The following is a 21801-nucleotide window of genomic DNA, read 5'->3' as shown; positions in this document are numbered from 1 at the left end:
CCCGGTGAACCGACTCGAGACCCGTGGCGACAGTGCGTGCGACCACACGACAACCCGGATCGACGGCGACCTGCCACGTCACGAGCGACCGTTCTCGCGGTTCTACCGGCCGAGTCCTCGCGGACCCTCGCTTCGACACGGTCGGGTCCCCGGCGTCGTGTGCCGTCGCCCGGGCCGCCGTGGGTACTCGGGAGTGAGTCCCGAACACGAATCGGAGGGAAAGACATAATGAAGCTTACTGGTACGGAGGAAACGGATGGCAACGACTGAGATCGGGCGTCGCATCGCCGACGTGGACGTGACCGACCGAGGCGCCGTGTTGCAGGCGGTCGGTGGTCTGTCGTTGGTGGCGACTCTCGTACTGTTCTTACTGAACTCGTCACTGACGGCCGTCCCGTTGCTCGTTACTGTCTCCACTGTGGTGTACGGCTGGGGCCGCCACCAGGCGACGACCGCCCGGGCGCTGACGTTCGTGGCGACGGTCTCGACGGTGCTCGTCTTGGGACTGATCGCGGTGTTCGTGTTCGTCGAGTCGATCCCGGCGGCACGGGCGATGAGCGACACCGTCTTGGGGGTCTCCGTCCCCGGACTGGGGATGTTGACGAAGACCTCGGAGCCGTTCTGGGCGGCCCGCGACAAGGTCTTCTCGATGGTCCCGATGATCTACGGGACCGTGGTGACGACGCTGTTGGCCGTGTCGATCGCGGGTCCGCTTGGCATCGCGGGCGCGTTGTTCATCGCAGAGATCGCCCCCGACTGGGCCCGGGAGGTTGTCAAGCCGGGCGTCGAGATCCTCGCTGGCATCCCGTCGATCGTCTACGGGTTCATCGGCTTCGTCGTCATCAACCAGTACACGTTCGACGTGTTGGGGACGAGCTACGGGAGTCTGTTCTCCGTCGGGCTGGTGATCGGGCTGATGTCGCTGCCGACGGTCGTCACGGTCGCCGAGGACGCCATCGACTCCGTGCCGGACTCGATGAAGTCCGGGTCGTTGGCGGTCGGCGCGACAGACTGGCAGACGATGAAGAGCGTCACCCTGCCGGCGGCGTTCTCGGGGATCACCGCGGCCGTCCTGTTGGGCGTCGGTCGGGCTCTCGGCGAGACGATGGCCGCGACGGTGATGCTGGGTCACAGTCAGAACCTCCCGGCGCCGCTGTACGACGTGTTCTTCAACGGGGAGACCCTGACGAGTGTGATCGCCAGCCAGTACGGCAACGCGACGGAGACGCAGTTGAGTGCGCTGTACGGCGCGGGCGTCATCCTGTTCGCCACGGTCGCCGTCATCAGCGTCGTCTCACAGCTCGTCGAGTGGCGGATGAAGCGCAACCTGGAGGGTGACGGATGAGCGACCCAGACGACACGCGAACGGACGGCGGGACGCTGGGCGTCACGGACGGCGAAGAACAGTCGGCACTCGTCACCGGCGACACCACGGTGTACGAACGGGTGGCGGCGAGTCTGGTCGGGCTGAGCGTCGTCACCTTCTCGTTGGGCGTGACGACGTTGTTCCGGGTGACGGAGACCGGCAGCACACGGATCCTCGGACTCGGACTGTACCAGTCGTTCGGGCTGGCGATGGGTGTCGCCGGCGTCGGCGTCGCCGCCCTCGGGCTGGTGTCGCGGGCCGGGATCGCCGACACGGCGCCGGACCCGTACACCGGAGCGGTGCCGATGGCGATCGTCAGTCTGCTGTGGCTGGCGACCGGGTCGGTGTTGGGCAGCGCCGTCTTGGGGCTGGGCGCGGTCGGTGGCGTCGCGCTCGGGGTCGTGACCGCCGTCGCGGCGTTCGTGATCGGGCTCCGGGCCGGCGAGGACGTCGGCTCGACGGTTCCGGTCGGTACGCTCGTCGCGGTCGTCGGGCTGTCGCTGCTGGCGGGCGTGATCGGGCCCGAGTGGGTGTACGACCCGGAGACGCTGATCGCGGAGTTCCCGTCGCAGGCGGTCGTGCCGGTGTTCGCGATGGGCGGCGGGCTGTTGGCGGCCTGGAGCGGTGCGAAGGCGCACGCCGGCTTCGGCACCCGCGGCCGCCAACAGGGGTCGTTCCTGTTGATCAGTATGAACGCGGCCGCGATGATCGCCGTGTTGGCGGCGCTGATCGGGTTCGTCGCGATCCGCGGCTTCGGTCCGATGATGGAGGGGTTCACCGTGGGTCTCTCCGGGATCGACTGGCCGTTCGTCACCAACCCCTCACAGGGGCTGGGGATTCAGCCCGGGGTGTTCCCGGCGATCGTCGGCACGGTCTGGCTCGTCGTCGGCGCCGTGAGCTTCTCCGTCCCGTTGGCAGTCGGCGCGGCGGTGTTCCTCACGGAGTACGCCGAGCAGGGCCGGTTCACCCAGGGCGTCGAGGTGGCGACGAACGGGCTCTGGAGCACACCGAGCGTCGTGTACGGACTCTTCGGACTCGCCTTCCTCGTCCCCCGGTTCAACGACACGCGGTCGTTGTTGGTCGGGCAGTTGGTGCTCGGATTCATGCTCCTCCCGTTGTGTCTCATCACGAGCCGGGAGGCGATCAAGAGCGTGCCGGACGAGTACCGCGACGCCAGCGTCGCCTTGGGCGTCAACCGGTGGCAGACGATCCGGTCTGTGGTGTTGCCGGCGGCGATGCCGGGGATCATCACGGGGGTCATCCTCGGGGTCGGCCGGATCGCCGGCGAGACGGCTCCGATCCTCCTGGTCGCGGCGGGGGCGACGTTCCCGTCCAGCGCACCGGCGGTGTTGGGCTCGTTCCAGCTCCAGGCGTCGCCGCCGTTCGTCACCAACCCGGCGTTGTTGGAGGCGGGGTCGGCGCTGCCGTACCAGCTGTACGCCGTCATCACCGCCGGAGTCGGCGAGACCCAGGCGTTCGGCTGGGGGACGGCGCTCGTGTTGCTGTTGGTCGTTCTCGGCTTCTACGCGATCGGTATCGCGTCGCGCGTCTACTTCCGGCGGAAGCTCGACAGAGACCAGTAACTATGACAGACGACACACGCACCACGACGGGCACCGACACCCCGGGGACGCCGGGTGACACCGACGCTGACACCGACACGGACGCGATGGCAGACGGCGGCACCACCAGCGACAGTACCGTCACGGAGACGGAGTCACCGAGCGTCGAGACGAGCGCTGGGGGTCGGGTCACGACCGAAGGCGAGAGTCACGAGGAGTCCCGGGCGGAGTGGACGGAGTACGAGTTCGACGGATCGGCGGCGATCTCCACGACGGACCTGGACGTACACTACGGTGACGAACAGGCAATCGACAGCGTGTCGGTGGACATTCCACGAGAGAGCGTCACGGCACTGATCGGCCCCTCCGGCTGCGGGAAGTCGACGTTCCTCCGGTCGCTCAACCGGATGAACGACCGGATCAAGAGTGCCAGTATCGATGGCTCCGTGACGGTGGACGGGGAGGAGATCTACCAGGACGGTGTCAACCTCGTCGAACTCCGCAAACGGGTGGGGATGGTGTTCCAACACCCCAACCCGTTCCCGAAGTCGATCCGGGAGAACATCAGCTACGGCCCGCGGAAACACGGGGAGATCGACACCGGGCTGGTCGCCCGGCTCCTGGGCCGTGACGACTCCGAACGGGAACGACGGCTCGTGGAGCGGTCACTGAAGCAGGCGGCGCTGTACGACGAGGTGAGCGACCGGTTGGACGACAACGCGCTCGGGCTGTCGGGCGGCCAGCAACAACGACTGTGTATCGCTCGGTGTCTGGCTGTCGACCCGGAGGTGATCCTGATGGACGAGCCGGCGTCGGCACTGGACCCCATCGCCACCTCGAAGATCGAGGACCTGATCGAGGATCTCGCCGAGGAGTACACGGTCGTGATCGTCACCCACAACATGCAGCAGGCGGCGCGGATCTCCGACCAGACGGCCGTGTTCCTCACGGGCGGACAGCTGGTGGAGTACGACGACACGGAGAAGATCTTCGAGAATCCGGAGAGCCAACGGGTGGAAGACTACATCACCGGGAAGTTCGGGTAGCTCCGTCGGGTCGCGGCACGTCGTGTCAGGTCACCATCCAGGTCGTCCCGGAGGAGTAGCCCCACTTCTCGACGTCCACGTCGAACTCGCCGTCACGGATCGCGGTCATGTTGGCGCCGACCTCCTTCGCAGTGAGCCCCAGGTCCTCCGCGATCAGCCGCGACTTGAAGTAGGTCTGGTCGTCGGCGTGATCGCGGAGGTACGACAGGATCTGCCGTTGCTTCTGGTTGAGGCTCGTCTCCGTCTCTGCCGTCGCGGCCGTGGTGGCGCTCATACTGTTTCACACGAACGCCACCGAAAAAGGGCGTTTGGTACGACGGGTTAACACCACGCCGTCTCGTGATTGTTCCCCACGCGACCGCCACACGACCGGCGGCGAGCCGGCGTGACTGTCCGTCTCGGTACGGCCCGTTAACGGTTCCCGACTCCGTGTGGGGTTCACACCGACCTCGCGTGCCCCCGGCTCGCCGCTCGGTCAGTCGTCGAGACACACGTCGCGCGGGGTCGGAAAGTACTTACTCGGCGCCGGACGAACGGGAGACGATGACCGGACGGGCCGTCGAAGTGAGTGTCGTCCTCCCAGCGTACAACGAGGCGGAGACGATCGCGGAGACGGTCCAGGTGAGTCTGGACACGCTGGCGTCGTTCCTGCCGGCGGGGACGTTCGAGGTGATCGTCGCCGAAGACGGCTGTGAGGACCGAACCCCGGAGATCGCCGACCGGCTCGCGGCCGAAGACGACCGAGTCCGTCACCTCCACAGCGACGAGCGGCTGGGTCGCGGCGGCGCCCTGGAGTTCGCCTTCGACCACGCGGCCGGCGACACCCTCGTCTACTTCGACACGGACCTGGCGACCGACATGCGCCACCTGGAGGAGCTCGTCGAACGGGTTCGCTCGGGCGAGGCGGACGTGGCGACGGGTTCGCGGTGGATGCCGGGCGAGGAGGCCGACCGGCCGCCGAAGCGAGGCGTGCCGAGCCGCGGGTTCAACGGAATCGTCCGACTCCTGTTGCGGTCGGAGCTGCGGGACCACCAGTGTGGGTTCAAGGCCGTGTCCCGGCCGGCGTTCGAACGGCTCCGAGCGGACGTGGAAGACGACCACTGGTTCTGGGACACGGAACTGCTCGTCAGGGCCCAACGCGAGGGGCTGGCGGTCGCGGAGTTCCCAGTCGACTGGGAGCCGAAGGGTGACTCGAAGGTTGATCTCGTCCGGGACGTGTTCGGCATGGGGAGCCAGGTACTCCGGCTGTTCTGGCAGCTGTCGGTCGCCCCGCGGGTGACACGCCGGGTGACGTTCCTCGTCGGACTACTGTTCACCGTCGCCGCGCTCGGGCTGATGACGGTGTACATCCCGTTGGGCGAGGTGCAGCGCGCGTTCACGAGCGCGGACCCGGCGCCGGTCGTCGCCGCCGCGGTCGTGTACGCCGCCTCGTGGCCGCTCCGTGGGCTCCGGTACCGCGACATCCTCGCGGAGCTGGACTACCGAGAACGGCTGGGGTTCCTCACTGGCGCCGTGTTCATCAGCCAGACGGGTAACCTCGTGTTCCCGGCGCGGGCGGGCGACGCCGTCCGAGCGTACGTGGTGAAGACCCGACGGTCGATCCCGTACCCGACCGGCGGCGCGTCGCTGGCGGCAGAACGGGTGTTCGACCTGCTGACGATCACCGCGATGGCCGGCGGTGTGCTCGTGGGGCTGTTGGCGACCGGTGGCACTGCCGACCTGGCGACCGCCATCTCCGGCAACGTCGGCGGCGACGTGTTGACCCCGACGGCAGTCCAGCGAGCCGTCCAGGTAGCGGCCGTCGTCGGGGTCGCCGCCGTCGCGGTGTTGCTCGTCACCGTGTTCACCGCCCGGTCGGAGCGTAACTTCGCCCGGGCGGCCGTGGGTCGACTGTCGTCGGACTCGTACGCCGACTACGTCGCCGGCGTGATCGAGGAGTTCGCCGCCGGCGTCCAACGGGTCGCCGGCAGCCGTCGGTCGGTCGTCCGGATCGGCGCCTCCAGCGTCGTCGTCTGGACGCTGGACGTAGTGACGGCACTGCTGGTGTTGATCGCGTTCCCGGCGGTGGACCTGTCCGTGCCGACGTTGTTGGCGGTCGGCTTCTTCGCCGTCTCCGTCGGCAACCTGGCGAAGGTGCTCCCGTTGTCGCCTGGTGGAATCGGGCTGTACGAGGCCGCCTTCACCGCGTTCGTCGTCGGCTTGGGAGGCGTCCCGGCGGCGACGGCGTTCGCGGCGGCCGTGTTGGACCACGCGGTGAAGAATCTCGTCACCGTCGTCGGCGGCGTCGGGTCGATGCTGTCGCTGAACGTCTCGCTCACGACCGCCGTCGCAGAGGCCGACGAAGAGGAGCTCGAGGAGACGACGCCGACGGACGACTGAGCCGCCTACCGGGACATCCGGGTGTCGACGGACTGTTCCTCGCGTCGTGCTTCGGCGGCGCGGGACCGTCGTGCCACCCATCTCGCGTTCGATCCGTTCTGCGCGCTCCGCCAGCGGCGTCGTGTCGGCGTCGGAGCCGAGCAACGGCCCTAGCGCCTCGTCGACGACGGCTGCGGCGGCTGTTGGGTCCGGCAAGTACGGGTGTGCGTCCACGATCAGGAGTGCAGGGGGCACGTCGCGTCGGCGACACTCCCGGACGAGCCCGCCGGTGACGCCGCCGACGAGCCCGGGCTCGGCACCCAGCTCCGCCCCGGCGTCCTCCAGGTCCGCCCGCACCGCGTCGGTCGTGCCTCGCGGTACGACACCGGTCGTGGTGGTCGTTCCGGCTACCTCACTCGACTGGTGACCGGAACGGAGCGAGCGCGCCGGCGACGGCCGTCCGGAGGGCAGCTTCTCGCTCGACGCGCCCGCCGGTGACGACGCCGGACGTGCCGCGGCCACGAGCGACCCCGGACTCGTCCAGGAGGTCGTCGACGACCGGACCGAGTTCCTCGCCGTCCGCGACCCGCTCGGCGACGGGCGCAGGCAACGGCATCGACGGGCCCGCGGCGACACCCATCTCCGTCCCGTCCGTCACGGCGGCCCAGACGAGCAGACACAGTTCACCGCCGACCGGTCCGGCGGCCGTCTCCACGGGGTCGTACGAGCCGACGCCGCCCTCGATTCCGACGCCGACGGCGGCGTCGGTGGCCTCGCGGGCGGCGACGGCCCGTCTCACGGCACCACGCCGGGTCTCGGCGGCGCCGCGAGGCTGCTCTGCGACGCCGGAGTCGACCGGCTCCCGGACGACGGTCGCGTCCACGAATCGGTCGTCGGCGGCCGGGTCGGAGAGGGCGGCCGCCGTGGCGTCACGCTTCACCGGGTTGCCGGAGCCAACAGCGACGAGCACACCCACGAGGAGGAACGCGACCCTGGAGAACCCACCGAATCGAGGCGGCCCGACACCGGCGGGTATTCTCTGAATACGAGTAGAGTAGCACTGGAGGCTTCTCACAGTAGTACCACCGCGGTGTCGCCGGCCGACTCCGACCGATTTAACTACAGGGTGAGTGTACAACCGTAGACACGGAGAAGGCCCCGGGGGGGTCTCGTGGGTTTCGCCCCGGCGCCGCGATTCACTCATGAGCGAGAGACGAACGACTCGGTCCCGGCGGCGGGATCAAGAGACGACGACGGAAGAGAACGAACAGGACGACGGCCTCGTCTGCCCGGAGTGTAGCGGGCAGGTCATCACCGACGAGGCACACGGCGAGAGCGTGTGTGCAGACTGTGGGCTCGTCGTGGAGGAAGACGACATCGACCGTGGGCCGGAGTGGCGCGCGTTCGACGCCCAAGAGAAAGACGAGAAGTCCCGTGTCGGTGCCCCGACGACGAACACGATGCACGACAAGGGGCTGTCGACGAACATCGACTGGCGCGACCAGGACGCCTACGGGCGGTCGCTGGACTCCCGGCAGCGCCAGAAGATGCGTCGGCTGCGGAAGTGGAACGAGCGGTTCCGCACCCGCGACTCGAAGGAACGGAACCTGAAGCAGGCGCTGGGGGAGATCGACCGGATGGCGTCGGCCCTGGGGCTCCCGGAGAACGTCCGGGAGACGGCCTCCGTCATCTACCGACGCGCCTTAGACGAGGACCTGCTGCCCGGCCGCTCTATCGAGGGTGTGTCGACGGCGTGTACGTACGCCGCCGCGCGGATGGCAGACGTCCCCCGCTCGTTGGACGAGATCAGCGAGGTCTCGCGGGTCGGCAAAGACGAAGTCGCTCGGACGTACCGTTACGTCGTCCGGGAGCTGAAGCTCGAGGTGAAGCCGGCGGATCCGGAGAGCTACGTCCCCCGGTTCGCCTCCGACCTCGAACTGTCCGACGAGACGGAACTGCGGGCCAAGGAGCTGTTGACGAACGCGAAAGAGAAGGGGATCCACTCCGGCAAGTCCCCGGTCGGGCTGGCCGCGGCGGCGGTGTACGCGGCTGCACTGCTGACGAACGAGAAGACCACGCAGGCGGCGGTGTCGGAGGTGGCGGACATCTCCGAGGTGACGATCCGGAACCGCTATCACGAACTGCTGGAGGCCGAGAGCGGTCTCGCGGCCTGACTTCGACTACAGTTCTGCGTCCAGTCGGTCGGCAGCCCTGACGGCCAGAGCGGCGATAGTGAGGGTGGGATTCATCGCCCCGCCGGTCGGGAACGGGCTGGAGCCGACGATCCAACAGTTGTCCAGGTCGTGGGTCCGGAGCTGTGGGTTCACCACGCTCTCGTCCGGGTCCGCCCCCATCCGGGTCGTCCCCATGTGGTGGTACGCCGGACCGGTGTCCGCCGGGCCGACGACCCAGTCGGGCTCGACGCCCAACTCCGACAACACCGCTCGTTGGACCTCGTTGGCCTTCCGGAGCCCGGCGCGGGTCCGGTCGTCCAGCGACCAGTGGACCTCCGGGACGGGGTTGCCGTGGTCGTCCGTGCGAGAGGAGTCCAGTTCGATCCGGTTGTCGCGGCGCGGGAGCTGTTCGACGAGCGCGCCCATGGCGGCGTGGGTGCCGTACGAGCGCTGGAGATCGGCGAGCAGGTCGTCACCCCAGGTGTCGGCGTCCAACGCGGCCGTCACCGGCGACGGACCGGCGTAGTTGAGGAACTCCAGCTTGGTGCCGACGACCGGCTCGGCGTCGTCGTAGAACTGGTGACACTCGCTCGTGTTGAACCCGACGTGGTTCTGGTCCGTCTGGCGGTCGAGCCGGCCACCGGCGCCGGCGAACAGGTGGTCGAAGAAGTAACGCCCGACGGCCCCGGAGGAGTTGGCGAGCCCGTCTGGGTACGTCTCCGATCGAGAGAGGAGTAACAGCCGTGGGGTCTCGACCCCGCCGCAGGCGACGACGAACTGACGGGCGGTCTGGGTGTGTGTCGCGCCGTCGGGCGTGGCGTAGACGGCGCGGGTGACGGCGTCGCCGGCACGGTCGTGTTCGAGCCGTTGGACGGGGGCACGGTCGATCACCCGGGCGCCAGCGGCCTCTGCGGCGCGGACGTGCCGCTCGGCGGTGTACTTCGCGCCGGAAGGGCAGACGGGCTTGCAGGTGCCGTAGCCGACACACGCCGGCGCGTCGTCGGTCGCCTCGGAGTTGCGAGCGTTCGGGACGCTGTGCATGTCCAGCCCCAGCGACTCACACGCCTCCGCGAACACGGAATCCGACCGCGAGGGGGGGAACGCCGGCAACGGGAACGGCTCCTCGCGGGGTGGAGCGTACGGGTTGTCGTCGGCGCCGGCGACACCCAACTCCGACTCGGCGGCCGTGTAGTACGGCCGGAGGTCGTCGTAGTCGATGGGCCAGTCCGTGCCGACGCCGTGGCGCGTCTCCATCTCGAAGTCGCGTTCGTGGAGCCGCATCACCATCCCCTGCCAGTGGAGGGTGGAGCCGCCGACCCCCTTCACCCGGGCGGCGTTCAGAGGGTAGTCGCGGTCGCCGGCGTCCGTGTAGGCGTCGCGCTCGCCGCCCATCTCCCAGGGGTTCCCCTCACCCGGCCGGAGGTGGGCGTCCAACTGCTCGGTCCGGTCGTCCTCGTCGAACCGGGGGCCAGCCTCCAACACGACCACGTCGTGGTCAGCCCGGGCCAGCCTGGCGGCGACGATGGCACCCGCAGGACCGGAGCCGACGATACACACGTCCGCCCGCGGCGACGGCGTCCGGTCACCCACCGTCACCACCCCCGTCGGTCGTCGAGTCGCGTGTCGCCGTCGGGTCGTGCGTCGCCGCCGGGCTCGCCCGCTCGTACTCCGGTGACAGCTGTGTCCGGTACCCTCCGGGGTGGCCGATGGGGTTGGGGGTACCGACCATCTCCCCGCCGGTCGGCGAGGCGTACAGCGCGTACAGGAGGTCGTTGACGAGGTAGTACCGCACCTGTCCGGGGAGCAGCCCGTCTGGCGCCGGGTCGGCGTCGTCGACGGACAGCTCCCGGAGGAAGGCGTCCCGGTCGGCCGGAGCGAGGTCGGCGACCGTCGACCCTTCCCACTCCCGACACACCTCGTCTAACTCCGCGAGCACGGTCGACAACCCCTCCCGGCGATCCTCGTCGGCCAACAGCCGGCCACGGGTGTACGTCTCCACGAACTCGGCGACCCCGTCCAGCCGGTCCGGGTACACCACCTCGGCGACGGCGACGACCGTCGTCAGCTCCGACCGGGAGACCGGCGGCGGATCGGCGTCCGCCCCCAACAGGTCCTCTCCCAGCGTCGCCTCACCACCCTCCGCGAGCCGGTCGGCGGCGACCCCACCGCCGACGGCGGCCCCGGCGAACGACAGCGCCGCCAGCGCGTCGCGTCTCGTCAGTTTCACGCCGCCGGTTTAGGTGAGCCTAATCAAGTGGGTTTCGGCTCCGACCGGACGAACGCCGTCTGTACGCGTTCGTGTACAGATCCGGCGGAGCGGTCGGGCGGCTGTTCACGATGTCGAAGGTTTTAGCTTGGGGACGAACGGAGGGTGTCGTATGCAGGCCGGCAACGTGGACGGGGAGGCGACGCGGTCAGACGACGAACCCCGCGAGAAGTGTGGGGTCGTCGGGGTGTCGCTGTCGGACCGCGACGCCGCCCGTCCCGTCTACTACGCGCTGTACGCGCTCCAGCACCGCGGTCAGGACTCCGCGGGGATCGTCACCCACGACGGGTTCCAACAACACGACCACGTCGAGATGGGGCTCGTCGGCGACGCCTTCGACGAGGGCGACCTGGCGGAGCTGGCGGGGTCGACCGGGATCGGCCACGTCCGGTACCCCACCGCCGGCAGCGTCGACAAGTCGTGTGCCCAGCCGTTCTCCGTCTCGTTCAACTCCGGCTCGCTGGGGCTGTCACACAACGGCAACCTCGTCAACGCCGCCGGGCTCAGAGACGAGCTCGCGCGGCTGGGCCACGCGTTCACCTCCGACGGCGACACGGAGGTGATCGCCCACAGCCTCGCGCGCAACCTCCTCGACGCCGACCTGTCGTCGGCCGTCGAGCAGACGATGCGTCGGCTCCACGGTTCCTACTCGCTGACCGTGATGTACGACGACCGCGTCCTCGGGGTGCGGGACCCGCGGGGGAACCGGCCGCTCGTGCTCGGCGAGCTGGACGACGGCTACGTGCTCGCGTCGGAGTCGGCCGCCGTCGACGTGTTGGACGGTGAACTCGTCCGGGACGTGCGTCCGGGAGAGGCGATCGTCCTGGACGCCGACGGCCAGGGGTACGAGTCGGTTCGGTTGTTCGACCTGGAGACGACCGCCCACTGCTTCTTCGAGCACGTCTACTTCGCCCGGCCGGACTCCGTGATCGACGGGACGCTCGTGTACGAGGCCCGCCGCGAACTCGGACGGGCGCTGTGGCGTGAGTCCGGCATCGACACGGACGTGGTGATGCCCGTGCCGGACTCCGGGCGGGCGTTCGCGTCCGGCTACGCCGACGCCGCGAGCGAGACGGGTGCCGACGTGGAGTTCGCCGAGGGACTGATGAAGAACCGCTACGTCGGCCGGACGTTCATCATGCCCACCCAGGACGAACGGGAGCGGGCCGTCCGGCTGAAGCTCAACCCGATCCGGTCGACGGTGGAGGGGCGGACCGTCACACTGATCGACGACTCCATCGTCCGCGGCACCACCTCGACGCAGCTCGTGGAGCTGTTGCGCGACGCCGGCGCGGAGTCCGTCCACGTCCGGATCGGCGCGCCCGCCATCGTCGCGCCGTGTTACTTCGGGATCGACATGGCCACCCGCGAGGAGCTGATCGCGGCCGACCGCACGACCGAGGAGATCCGCGAGACGGTCGGCGCCGACTCGTTGTCGTACCTCTCCGTCGACGCCGTCGCCGACGCGCTCGACGAGACCCGCGACGACCTCTGTCTCGGCTGTGTCACCGGGGAGTACCCGTACGACGTGGACGGGGAAGCGACGGACCGCGACGTGAGCCGACCGACCGTCGGCGAACCCGCCGAGGCGGACGACTGACCGCTCGGTCGCGCACTCGGGAGTAGTACCCGATTCGCGCCTCTCGACACTGCGCTGCAAAGAAGGTGTGACGGCTCGGTGTGGCGGACGGACGGGGCTCCGTCCGTCGCTACCCGTGTTCAGCAGTAGTTGAACTCTCTGGTCTCCTCGACGGGGCCCAGCTGCGCGTCGAAGCCCTCCAGCGTGAGCGCCGCCGACACCTCGGCGCTGCAGAAGCCCGTCAGCTCGCCGGAGACCGTCAGCGTCCCCGTGACCGGCAGCACCGGCACCTCGAAGTTGTACGTCGCGCTGGCGCTCTTCGGCAGCGTGACGTCGACGATCGGGTAGCCGGCGACGACGAGCGTGACCTCGATGCCGGCGTCCGTCACGTTCACCGTGAGGTCCGCGCACACCGTCGGCGCGTACCACGGCGTCTCGAGACAGTAGTTGAACGTCTCGTCGGCCGTGAGGCCACCGTCGAAGCGATCCTCGGTCTCCGCGACCGACACGTCGGGGCTGTCGCCGACGTACGTCCCCTGACTGACGACGTCACCGCGGACGAGGTCCACGGAGCCGTTGTCACCGCTCTCGAGCGCTCGGCGGTACTCTTCGAAGCTCAGCTTCTCCGACGCCGGAGCGTCTGCGAGCGGACCGAGCTTGTACTCCTCGCGGTCTCCCGAGGCTGCGGCCGCCGTCTGTGTCGCCAGGCCGGTGGCACCGACACCCGCCAGTGACTTCACTACTGTACGCCGTTCCACGTGCCGTGAGTCTTCTTCTGGCATCGTACCAGGTAATATCCGTGCTGATTGGATAAGACTTTCTGAAATTCAGTGACACTAGTGCCCCAGAGCGGGGGCGTCCCCCCGATCGAGATGTCAGCGTTCCTCGACGAGCATCCCTTCACGCACTTCGAACTCCGTGCCGGCGGGGAATCGCGCCGGGTCGAACGCCGCGAGTGCCGTCGCCCCGCCCGGCACGGTCGTGGGGTCGGCGTCGGCGCCGAGGTCGGCGGCCACGCGTGCCGCGAGCAGCTCCGCGTGGGCTGGCGCCCGCATGAACCCGTGTCCCTGCCAGCCGGTCGCGACGTACAACCCCTCGTCTGCCCGACCGAGCAACGGGTCGCCGTCGGGTGTCGCGGTACAGACCCCGGCCCAGGCGTCTGTCGGGACGTCCAGTCCCGTGGTCCGTTCGCGGGCGACGGCCAGCGCGTCTGCGCGGAACCAGTCGTCTGCGGTGCGGTCCCAGCCGTCCGGTGCCGTCGCCTCCGGGACAGTGCCGTCGCCCACCAACAACCCGTCCGGGTGTGGGCGGGCGTACACCCCCTCGGTGGCGTCGTACCACATCGGACCACCGTGTGGCGAGTCGTCGGTGCCGACGGTGAGCGCCTGGACCCGGTACGGGACGGCCGCGAGGTCGACGCCGACTCCGGCGGCCAGTTGCGGGGTGTGGGCGCCGGCAGCGACGACGACCGCGTCGAACGACACCGTACCGTCGGGGAGCGAGAGCCGTGTCGCTGTCTCGAGCGTCACCGGCGTCGCGTCGCGGACGGTCACGTCGGCCGCGCGGGCGGCTCCCAGCGCCGCGGCGACGTAGCGCCGCGTGTCCGTCCAGCCGGCGTCGGCCGCGACCGCCGCGACCGCCAGGTCGTCGACGGCGACGCTCGGGAACCGGTCGCCGAACGCCGCCGGCGCGAGCGTCTCGACGGCACGCCCGTGCTCGCGCATCCGCGCTGCGGCCCGGCGTGTCGCCTCGATCCGTTCGTCGTCTCCCTCGTGGACGAGAATCGCGTACGGACAGTCGTGGAACTGGAACCCCCGAGCGCCGTCGAACGCCCGGAACCGTTCGACTGCCCGGGCGGCGAGCGCGGCGTCGATGTCCTCGGCGTAGGCGTCGTAGACGACGCCGGCGGCGCGGGCCGAGGCGGCCTCCGACGGCGTCCGCCGGGCGCGGTCCCCGTCCCAGTCGATCCGGTCGCGTTCGAACAGCGTCACGTCCAACCCGTGGTCCGCCAGGTCGCGGGCGGTCGTCGCGCCGACCGCGCCGGCACCGACGACGGCGACGCGGCCGACCGTCATCGGTGTGGCTCCGGCAGCAACGCCTCGAACTCGCGGTCGGCGAGCCACTCCGTCAGCGCCCCGAGTTCGTTCGTCGCGTGCTCGAACAACCGTCGGCCCTTCTCCCGGGACGCGTCCGTCGGCCGACCGACTGCGCCGGACGCGGAGAAGTCCGCGGTGTCGAACCCCAGCTCCGCCCCGTGGATCGCCCGACCCCAGGAGTCGGCGCCGTCGGCCTCGGCGTCCGCGAGCGCCGCCTCCCGAACGAGGTCGGCGGCGACGGCGTACACCATGCTCGACTCCGCGGCGTCCGCGTGGCCGATTCCGGACTGATCGAACAGCTCCTCGTCTAACCCGCCCAGGTCCGAGAACCAGTTCCAGGGTGCGAGGAAGGCAGTGCCGTCGCCCCGTAGCTCGCGGGCGACCCGGCGGAGCGCGTCGTCGTTGCCGCCGTGACCGTTGACGGCGACGACCTTCCGGACCCCGTGGGCGGCCAGGCTCTCGGTCACGTCCCCGACGTAGGCCGCGAACGTCTCCGGCGTCGTCGACAGCGTGCCGTGGAACTGGCGGTGGTGGTCCGACACCCCGACCGGGACCGTGGGGAGTGTCACCGTCTCGACGTCGTCTTCGTCGTCGACGGCGCGGGCGACCGCCTCGGCCGCCAGGAGATCCGTCCCCAGCGGGAGCGCGGGGCCGTGTTGCTCGACGGCGCCGGTCGGCAGCAGAGCGACCTCGGCCGTCTCGAACGTCTCGCGGGCGGTGACTGTCGTCTCTTCGTGCAGCAGTGTCACGTCGGGTGCTCGGGGGGGCTCGCACTTATCCGCCGGGGACGGCGCGGGGCGGCGGCCGACGCGCTCGCCGGACCTGCGAGTGCTCCAGTGTGTGCCGGTAGTGGTGGATTTATGACCGTCGGCCGCTGATTCGGGCGCGTGTCGACGGTCGATCTCGCCGCACGGCTGGGTCTCCCGTTCGAGCTGTCGGTGCCAGAGTCGTCGGTCCAGACGGCGTTGTCGACCGGCCCCGAGGACGTGTCGCCGGCCGACGAGCTGACGTTCGCCCGCAACGTGTTCGTCCCCCTGACGACCGCTTGTCGGTACACCTGTACGTACTGCACCTACTACGACCCGCCGGGGGAGGCCTCACTCCTGTCGGAGTCGGAGGTGCGCGAGCGGTGTCGGGTCGGCGCCGACGCCGGCTGCACGGAGGCACTGTTCACGTTCGGCGACGAGCCGGACGACCGCTACACCCGGATTCACGAGCAGTTGGCCGACTGGGGGTACGACTCTCTGCGGGCCTACCACGTCCGCGCCTGTGAGATCGCCCTGGAGGAGGGGCTGCTCCCTCACTCAAACCCGGGTGACCTGGACCGCGCCGGGTTCGAGCGCCTCAAGCCCGTCAACGCCTCGATGGGCGTGATGTTGGAGACGACCGCGGACGTGCAGGCTCACTCCGGTGCCCGCCAGAAGGAGCCGGGCGACCGGCTGGAGACGATCCGCGCCGCGGGCGAGGCCGGCGTCCCGTTCACCACCGGGATCCTGGTCGGGATCGGCGAGGAGCCGCGCGACCGCGCGGAGTCGCTTGCGGCGATCCGCCGGCTCCACGAGCGGTACGGCCACGTCCAAGAGGTGATCGTCCAACCGGTCGTCGAGAACGACCGCTCGGACTTCTCGTCGCCGTCGGTGACGACGATGCGGCGTGTCACCGCGATGGCCCGCCGACTGCTGCCGGAGACGGTGTCCGTCCAGGCGCCCCCGAACCTCGCGCCCGTCCGGGAGCTGTTGGACTGCGGAATCGACGACCTGGGTGGTGTCTCTCCCGTGACGGACGACTACATCAACCCGGACTACGAGTGGCCGGCGCTGCGGGAGCTCTCGGAGATCGCGGCCCACGGCGGCGTCCCGCTCCACGAACGGCTACCCGTCTACGATCGCTACCTCCCGCCGCGTGTCCGACGACAGGGGTTCGACGGCACGCCCGCCGGGGAGTCGCCGACCGGCGCGTGGCTGACCGGGGAGATTCCGGACGCGCTGGTGGCGCGTGACGTTCACGGTCGACGGTTCCGCGGCGTCGCCCGGCGAGAGGGGCCGTTGTCGACCCCGGAGCCGGGCGTGCCCGGCGACGACTGAGCTCCCGAGTTCGTCCGCGGTCGTGACCGAGCCGATCAGACGCCGGCGTCGCGCGCCAGCCCGTCGAGTACGTACTCCGCCGACTGGCGTGTCGTCGCCAGCGGCACGTCGTTCAGGTCACAGATCCGCAACAGTGCGCTGATGTCCGGCTCGTGTGGCTGGGCAGTCATCGGATCTCGGAGGAAGATCACCGCGTCCAGCGTCCCGGCGGCGATCTCGGATCCCAACTGGAGGTCCCCGCCGTGTGGCCCGCTCTCCTTGCGCTCGACGGTCAGGTTCGTCTCCTCGGTGATCCGTCGCCCGGTCGTTCCGGTCCCGACGAGGTCGAACGCGGCGAGTGTCTCCTCGTGACTCTCGACGAAGTCGATCATCTCCGGCTTCTCGTCGTCGTGGGCGACGAGCGCGAGGCGTGTCACGGCTGGGGCGACGTGCGACACGGCAAAAAGCCACCGGGGTCTACGGGGCCACCGGACGGCGGCGAACCGTTTATGTTCGGTCCTGCGGCTACGTGAAACAGTGACGACAGTAAGCTCTGGTGACGACACCGAACGGCCCGCGGCACGGCCTTCGATGGACGTCGAGACGCTCCGACCGACGGCCGCAGCGTTGTGGTCGGTGTCACGGGGGACGGCGGCGCTCGTCGCAGACGTGCTCGACGACCGGTCGCTCGCGGGCTACTGTACGGTGTACTACGACGCGGTGTTGCCCGGCGAGCGGTCACTCGACGCGTTCGTCGAACGACTCCGTGCCGACGAGATCGACCCGGGGAGGTTCGCGGCGGCCGTCACGGCGGTCCAGTCGCGGTTGTTCGAGGAGCGTCGCGGCGAGACGGCCATCGCCGCACACGCTCGCGTGATCGCACACGACACCGGTGTCGTTCGGGCCGCAGTCGCAGACGCGGACGCGAGCGAGTCGCCGGCTGCGGTGACGGACGGCGGGTTCACCGTAGAGTCGCTCGTCGAACGCGCGGAGACGATGCGAGAGGACATGGAGGAGATCGAACGACTCGCCGCACAGCAGTCGGACAACACGCGCAACCTCAAGACGGAGATCGACGAGATCAGCGGGGCCAGCGAGGCGATCGCCAGTTCGACGACGGCGGTGAACGAACGGAGCGACGAGGCAGAGTCGTTGGCGGCCGACGGCTACGAACGCGGCGCAGACCTGGTCGACCAGATCGAACTCGTCGGCGAAGGGGTAGACGACGTGCGCGAGCAGGTGGAGACGCTCCGCTCACACACGGAGGCGATCGACGAGGTGGTTGAGATCATCGACGACATTGCCGAGCAGACGAACATGTTGGCGCTGAACGCTTCGATCGAGGCGGCTCGCGCGGACGCGGACGGCGCGGGGTTCGCGGTCGTCGCCGACGAGGTGAAGTCACTCGCCGAAGAGAGCAAGTCGCAGGCAGAACGGATCGAAGGCCGGGTCGAGAACATCCGACGTGACGCCCGCAAGACGACCGACACACTCGACGAACTGGCCGACACGACCGCCGAGAGTCTCGACGTGAGCACGTCCGCGCTCGACACGTTCGACGAGATCCGCGAGCTCGTCACGGGGATTTCGAGCTCGTTGGCCGAGGTGGAGACCAGTACGGATCGACAGGCCGACAGCACGGAGGAGTTGACGATGATGATCGAGGAGACGGATCGGAAGGCCGAACGTATCTCGGAGGAGATTGCCGACATCGCGGCCGCGAACCAGACACAGATCCGCGCGCTCGGCTCCGGTGACGTCCAACTCCGAGAGGAGTCGAGGTAGCCGAGCCACACGACGAGACAACGGTGTCAGGCGTACTGTCGCTCCAGGTGTGAGACGATCTCGTCGGTGTCTGCGAGGAACCCACCGTCGGCGTTACTGTCGAACAACACTGGGACACCGGTCTGATCGGTCAGCTCCTCTACCTCCGTCCGATTCTTGTGTGCGTTCGGGACGAGTGTCTCGTCGTACTCTAGTCCCAGTTCGTCGAGCGTGTCGCGGACACGCTTCGAGTACGGACAGTCCTCGCGGTCGTACAGTTCGAGCTCTGGCACACCACACCGTAACCAGTGTCGAGACAAAAACCACAGTCGGTTGTGGGCCACAGAGCGACAGACCCCAGTATCGTTAAACGACTGGCCGAGACGGCGCGACTCGCAGACCTCGACCGGTGGACGACACGAGACGTCTCCCCGAGCACGGCGTCGGCCTCCGGACCGGACTCGCCGACGAGACGGACCCAGCCCCAGAGACACGGGCGGCGACTGATCCCGAGTTCGAGGACGAGGAGTACCCGCCACGACACCTCGGGCAACGACCGGAGTCGGAACGCATAACCCGACACCGGCACCTTCCCGAGGTATGACAGGCAAGGCGACTGCCAGGGCCCACCCGATTCAGGGGCTCGTGAAGTACCACGGGCTCCGGGAGACGGAGGGGCGCCACCCGTACCACGACTCGATCAGCGTCTGCACGGCGCCGTCGAACACGACGACCACGGTGGCGTGGGAGCCGGACGCGAGCGAGGACACCTACCTGATCGACGGGGAGCCGGCCGAGGGGCGCGGCGCAGAGCGGATCGACAACGTCGTCGACGCGATCCGCGAACACGCGGGGTTCGACCACGCCGTCCGGGTGGAGTCGGCGAACTCCTTCCCGTCGAACGTCGGCTTCGGGTCGTCGGCCTCCGGCTTCGCGGCGCTGGCGTACGCCGCCTGCGAGGCGGCTGGCTTGGATCTGACCCGACCGGAGGTGTCGGCGTTCGCCCGCCGCGGGTCGTCGTCGGCCGCCCGGGCGGTGACGGGTGCGTACTCGGACCTCCACACGGGACTGAACGACCACGACAGCCGCTCGGAGCGGATCGAGGCCGGCACCGGCGAACTGGACGGGGAGCCGTTCGACCTGGAGGAGGATCTCCGGATCGTCACGGCGCTCGTTCCGTCGTACAAAGAGACGGAGGCGGCCCACCGCGAGGCCGCGGACAGCCACATGTTCGACGCCAGACGGGCGCACGTTCAGGACCAACTCGCCGAGGCGCGCGACGCGCTCCGGGACGGCGAGTTCCACCGGACGTTCGAGATCGCGGAACACGACTCGCTGTCGCTGGCGGCGACGACGATGACCGGGCCGGCGGGGTGGGTGTACTGGCAGCCGGAGACGATCGCGGTGTTCAACGCCGTCCGAGAGCTCCGGACCGACGAGGACGTGCCGGTGTACTTCTCGACGGACACGGGCGCGAGCGTCTACGTCAACACGACGGCCGACCACGCCGACCGGGTGGCCGACCGGATCGGCGAGGTGGGTGTGGAGACGGACGTCTGGGAGGTCGGTGGTCCCGCGCGAACCGTCGACGACGCGTTGTTCTGACCGCCGGGCAGACCACTACGCTCTTTCGCGTCGGGCTCCGAGAGCGAGTATGCACGTTGCCGTCCTGGGTGCCGGCTACGCCGGGCTCGGCGTCGCGCGGAGACTCGAACGGTCGCTCCCGCCGGACGTGGACCTGACCGTCGTCGACGACGGGCCCGACCACGTCCTGACACACGAGATCCACCGTGCGGTCCGTCGCCCGGCGGTCGCCGAGGCCGTCCGGGTGCCGCTCGCGGACGTGCTGGACCGCGCGGAGATCGTCACCGACCCCGTCGACTCCTTCGACCCGGAGACGGGCCACGTCGAGCTCGCGTCCGGCGACACGCTCCAGTACGACTACGGCGCCGTCGCGTTCGGCTCCGACACGGCCTACTACGGGATCGACGGACTCCGCGAACACGCCCACCCGTTGAAGACGCTCGAAGACGCGGCGGCGATCCGCGAGGACGCGCTCGACACGATCGCCGACGGCGGCGACGTAGTGGTCGGCGGCGCCGGCCTCTCGGGGGTCCAGGTCGCCGGCGAGATCGCCGCGCTCGCCCGCGAGGAGGGAGCCACCGTCCCGGAGGACGTGTCGGTGACGCTCGTCGAGCAGCTGGAGACGGTCGCGCCGAACTTCCCCGCGAACTTCCGCCGGGCCGTGCGGGAGGCGCTCGTAGACCGTGGGATCGAGATCCGGACGGACACGACCGTCACCGCCGTCGGCGACGGGGAGGTGGTCACGGACGGGCGCGACCTCTCGGCCGACACGCTCGTGTGGACCGGTGGAATCGCCGGCCAACCGGCCGCCGACGGCGACCGCCCGGTCGTGCAGGCGGACCTCCGCCTGACGGATCGCACACTGGCGGTGGGTGACGCCGCTCGCGTGGTCGGCGCCGACGGGGAGGCGGTGCCCGCCAGCGCCTCGGCGGCGATTCGAGAGGCGAAGACGGCGGCGACGAACCTCGAACGGCTCGTCGACGGCGGCACGGACGGGTTCAGCCCACGACTCGCCCGCTACCGCTTCGACGTACCCGGCTGGCTCGTCTCCGTCGGCGACGGTGCCGTCGCACAGCTGGGGCCGACCGTGCTCACCGGGGCGGCCGCGAAGGCGGCCAAGACGACCGTCGGCGCGGGCTACCTCACGAGCGTCGGCGCCGCACAGAAGGCGGTGGAGCTGACTGAGAACGAGATCTTGTCATAACCAGCAAAAGTTCTAGACAAAAATAAACAAAAAAGTTAACAATCTTCTCGTTGTCGTGTAAATCGATGTCAGAAACGGAAGACGGTCCGAGGAGAAGAGCAGTACTACAGGGCGCTGCGGCGGCTGTCGGTGTGGCTGGACTCGGCACTGCAGCAGCAAAGAAGTCAGACACAGAACCGACCGACGCTCGGAAACGAGAACTCACTGCAGAGTTCAGGGACCCAAGACGTGTGAGTCGTGCTGTACACGAACAGACGGAACTACTGAACGAACTCGCTGACGATGGAGTCCTACCCAACGGCCGAGTCAACAACCTGACGGAACTGAGTGAACCCGCTGACGGTGAAGGAGAACTCGTCACGGTGGCTCAGTTCAACACTCAGTTCACGCCGAGGATCAAGGTGTTCCGGAAGGTTGAACGAGGCTATCTCTCCGTGTCGGTGTTCCCAGAGATGGACGCAGCACACGCTGTGTTGAATCCTACCGAAGACGGTGAACCTCTGGGGGAGGGAAGCCTCAAGACGTACGGCAGTATGCCGGATGTGGAACCACAAGGCTGTCTCGACCCAGGGCACTGTCAGGACTGCGACTGCAACACGGTCTGCTGTACCGAGGATCCGTACACAGGCGACTGTCTCCAGTACTGTAACCAGTGTGACTGTAGTTGCGTCTGTTGTGACTGTGGCTTCCTCTGTAGCTCGTACTGCTAGCCCCCTCCCTTACTAATGTCATCCTCTGC

20 protein-coding genes and 1 pseudogene are annotated in these 21801 nt (G+C 69.1%); 11 read left to right on the top strand and 10 right to left on the bottom strand.

Annotated elements, in window-relative coordinates; all coding sequences use genetic code 11:
- The first annotated feature begins 256 nt into the window (after positions 1–256).
- The 3 genes from pstC (at position 257) to pstB (ending at position 3974) form a co-directional block, all read left to right on the top strand.
- Positions 257–1345 (top strand): phosphate ABC transporter permease subunit PstC, encoded by a 1089-nt coding sequence (gene pstC / locus RYH79_RS08755; protein WP_370898215.1) that lies wholly within the window; start codon positions 257–259, stop codon positions 1343–1345.
- Entirely contained in the window at positions 1342–2949 is a 1608-nt protein-coding gene (pstA, locus tag RYH79_RS08750) for a phosphate ABC transporter permease PstA (RefSeq protein WP_370898213.1), read from the top strand. The genes pstC and pstA overlap by 4 nt, the downstream gene beginning before the upstream one ends.
- An 86-nt stretch (positions 2950–3035) precedes the next feature.
- A complete protein-coding gene (pstB, locus tag RYH79_RS08745; protein ID WP_370900827.1) occupies positions 3036–3974 on the top strand; it encodes a phosphate ABC transporter ATP-binding protein PstB in 939 nt (312 codons plus the stop codon).
- Positions 3975–3999: 25 nt separating this feature from the next.
- Here pstB and RYH79_RS08740 read toward each other — a convergent pair whose 3' ends face one another.
- Positions 4000–4248, bottom strand: a complete 249-nt coding sequence (locus RYH79_RS08740) for a DUF7123 family protein (RefSeq protein WP_370898211.1) — start codon at positions 4246–4248, stop codon at positions 4000–4002.
- 269 nt (positions 4249–4517) lie between these two features.
- On the opposite strand from RYH79_RS08740, the gene RYH79_RS08735 reads away from it, so the two are divergent.
- Complete coding sequence (locus RYH79_RS08735; RefSeq protein WP_370898209.1) at positions 4518–6353, top strand: flippase-like domain-containing protein; 1836 nt, start codon at positions 4518–4520, stop codon at positions 6351–6353.
- 90 nt (positions 6354–6443) lie between these two features.
- Here the strand turns inward: RYH79_RS08735 and RYH79_RS08730 are convergent.
- Positions 6444–6854, bottom strand: a pseudogene (locus RYH79_RS08730) (PAC2 family protein); the annotation flags it as partial.
- Complete coding sequence (locus tag RYH79_RS08725) at positions 6745–7302, bottom strand: DUF84 family protein (protein WP_370898207.1); 558 nt, start codon at positions 7300–7302, stop codon at positions 6745–6747. The pseudogene RYH79_RS08730 and the gene RYH79_RS08725, both read right to left, overlap by 110 nt.
- A gap of 232 nt (positions 7303–7534) precedes the next feature.
- Between RYH79_RS08725 and RYH79_RS08720 the strand changes: the two genes are divergently transcribed.
- Positions 7535–8506, top strand: coding sequence for a transcription initiation factor IIB (locus tag RYH79_RS08720; protein ID WP_370898205.1), 972 nt, complete (start codon positions 7535–7537; stop codon positions 8504–8506).
- A 6-nt stretch (positions 8507–8512) separates the two neighbouring features.
- Here RYH79_RS08720 and RYH79_RS08715 read toward each other — a convergent pair whose 3' ends face one another.
- On the bottom strand, positions 8513–10096 hold the full coding sequence (locus tag RYH79_RS08715) for a GMC family oxidoreductase (RefSeq protein ID WP_370898203.1): 1584 nt from the start codon (positions 10094–10096) through the stop codon (positions 8513–8515).
- Entirely contained in the window at positions 10089–10733 is a 645-nt protein-coding gene (locus RYH79_RS08710) for a gluconate 2-dehydrogenase subunit 3 family protein (RefSeq protein WP_370898201.1), read from the bottom strand. The genes RYH79_RS08715 and RYH79_RS08710 overlap by 8 nt, the downstream gene beginning before the upstream one ends.
- Before the next feature lie 151 nt (positions 10734–10884).
- Between RYH79_RS08710 and purF the strand changes: the two genes are divergently transcribed.
- Complete coding sequence (gene purF, locus RYH79_RS08705; protein ID WP_370898199.1) at positions 10885–12372, top strand: amidophosphoribosyltransferase; 1488 nt, start codon at positions 10885–10887, stop codon at positions 12370–12372.
- A gap of 119 nt (positions 12373–12491) precedes the next feature.
- On the opposite strand, the gene RYH79_RS08700 is transcribed toward purF, so the two are convergent.
- The 3 genes from RYH79_RS08700 to RYH79_RS08690 form a co-directional block, all read right to left on the bottom strand.
- Positions 12492–13133, bottom strand: coding sequence for a hypothetical protein (locus RYH79_RS08700; protein ID WP_370898197.1), 642 nt, complete (start codon positions 13131–13133; stop codon positions 12492–12494).
- Positions 13134–13226: 93 nt separating this feature from the next.
- The gene (locus RYH79_RS08695; RefSeq protein WP_370898195.1) at positions 13227–14426 is read right to left on the bottom strand and encodes an NAD(P)/FAD-dependent oxidoreductase; all 1200 of its coding nucleotides are present in this window, start codon (positions 14424–14426) and stop codon (positions 13227–13229) included.
- Positions 14423–15196 (bottom strand): creatininase family protein, encoded by a 774-nt coding sequence (locus RYH79_RS08690; protein WP_370898193.1) that lies wholly within the window; start codon positions 15194–15196, stop codon positions 14423–14425. The genes RYH79_RS08695 and RYH79_RS08690 overlap by 4 nt, the downstream gene beginning before the upstream one ends.
- A gap of 165 nt (positions 15197–15361) precedes the next feature.
- Between RYH79_RS08690 and cofG the strand changes: the two genes are divergently transcribed.
- Positions 15362–16531, top strand: coding sequence for a 7,8-didemethyl-8-hydroxy-5-deazariboflavin synthase subunit CofG (gene cofG / locus RYH79_RS08685; RefSeq protein WP_370900825.1), 1170 nt, complete (start codon positions 15362–15364; stop codon positions 16529–16531).
- A 35-nt stretch (positions 16532–16566) separates the two neighbouring features.
- Here cofG and RYH79_RS08680 read toward each other — a convergent pair whose 3' ends face one another.
- Entirely contained in the window at positions 16567–16947 is a 381-nt protein-coding gene (locus tag RYH79_RS08680; protein ID WP_370898191.1) for a methylglyoxal synthase, read from the bottom strand.
- Between the two features lie 100 nt (positions 16948–17047).
- Here RYH79_RS08680 and RYH79_RS08675 point away from each other — a divergent pair, with 100 nt between their 5' ends.
- Positions 17048–18295 carry a methyl-accepting chemotaxis protein gene (locus tag RYH79_RS08675; protein ID WP_370898189.1) on the top strand — a complete coding sequence of 416 codons (1248 nt, stop codon included), beginning with the start codon at positions 17048–17050 and terminating at the stop codon, positions 18293–18295.
- A gap of 26 nt (positions 18296–18321) precedes the next feature.
- On the opposite strand, the gene RYH79_RS08670 is transcribed toward RYH79_RS08675, so the two are convergent.
- Positions 18322–18567 carry a glutathione S-transferase N-terminal domain-containing protein gene (locus tag RYH79_RS08670; RefSeq protein ID WP_370898187.1) on the bottom strand — a complete coding sequence of 82 codons (246 nt, stop codon included), beginning with the start codon at positions 18565–18567 and terminating at the stop codon, positions 18322–18324.
- A gap of 307 nt (positions 18568–18874) precedes the next feature.
- On the opposite strand from RYH79_RS08670, the gene mvaD reads away from it, so the two are divergent.
- The 3 genes from mvaD to RYH79_RS08655 all read left to right on the top strand — a co-directional run bounded on the left by mvaD (position 18875) and on the right by RYH79_RS08655 (position 21772).
- Entirely contained in the window at positions 18875–19879 is a 1005-nt protein-coding gene (gene mvaD / locus RYH79_RS08665) for a phosphomevalonate decarboxylase MvaD (RefSeq protein WP_370898185.1), read from the top strand.
- Positions 19880–19928: 49 nt separating this feature from the next.
- Positions 19929–21062 carry an NAD(P)/FAD-dependent oxidoreductase gene (locus RYH79_RS08660; protein WP_370898183.1) on the top strand — a complete coding sequence of 378 codons (1134 nt, stop codon included), beginning with the start codon at positions 19929–19931 and terminating at the stop codon, positions 21060–21062.
- Positions 21063–21127: 65 nt separating this feature from the next.
- The gene (locus RYH79_RS08655) at positions 21128–21772 is read left to right on the top strand and encodes a hypothetical protein (protein WP_370898181.1); all 645 of its coding nucleotides are present in this window, start codon (positions 21128–21130) and stop codon (positions 21770–21772) included.
- Positions 21773–21801 lie beyond the last annotated feature (29 nt).

Origin of the sequence: Halobaculum sp. MBLA0143 (assembly GCF_041361465.1) — an archaeon.
In the GTDB taxonomy this organism is placed as follows: domain Archaea; phylum Halobacteriota; class Halobacteria; order Halobacteriales; family Haloferacaceae; genus JAHENP01.
The sequence above is the reverse complement of the archived record's forward strand: the minus strand, read 5'-3'. Positions and strand labels throughout refer to the sequence as shown.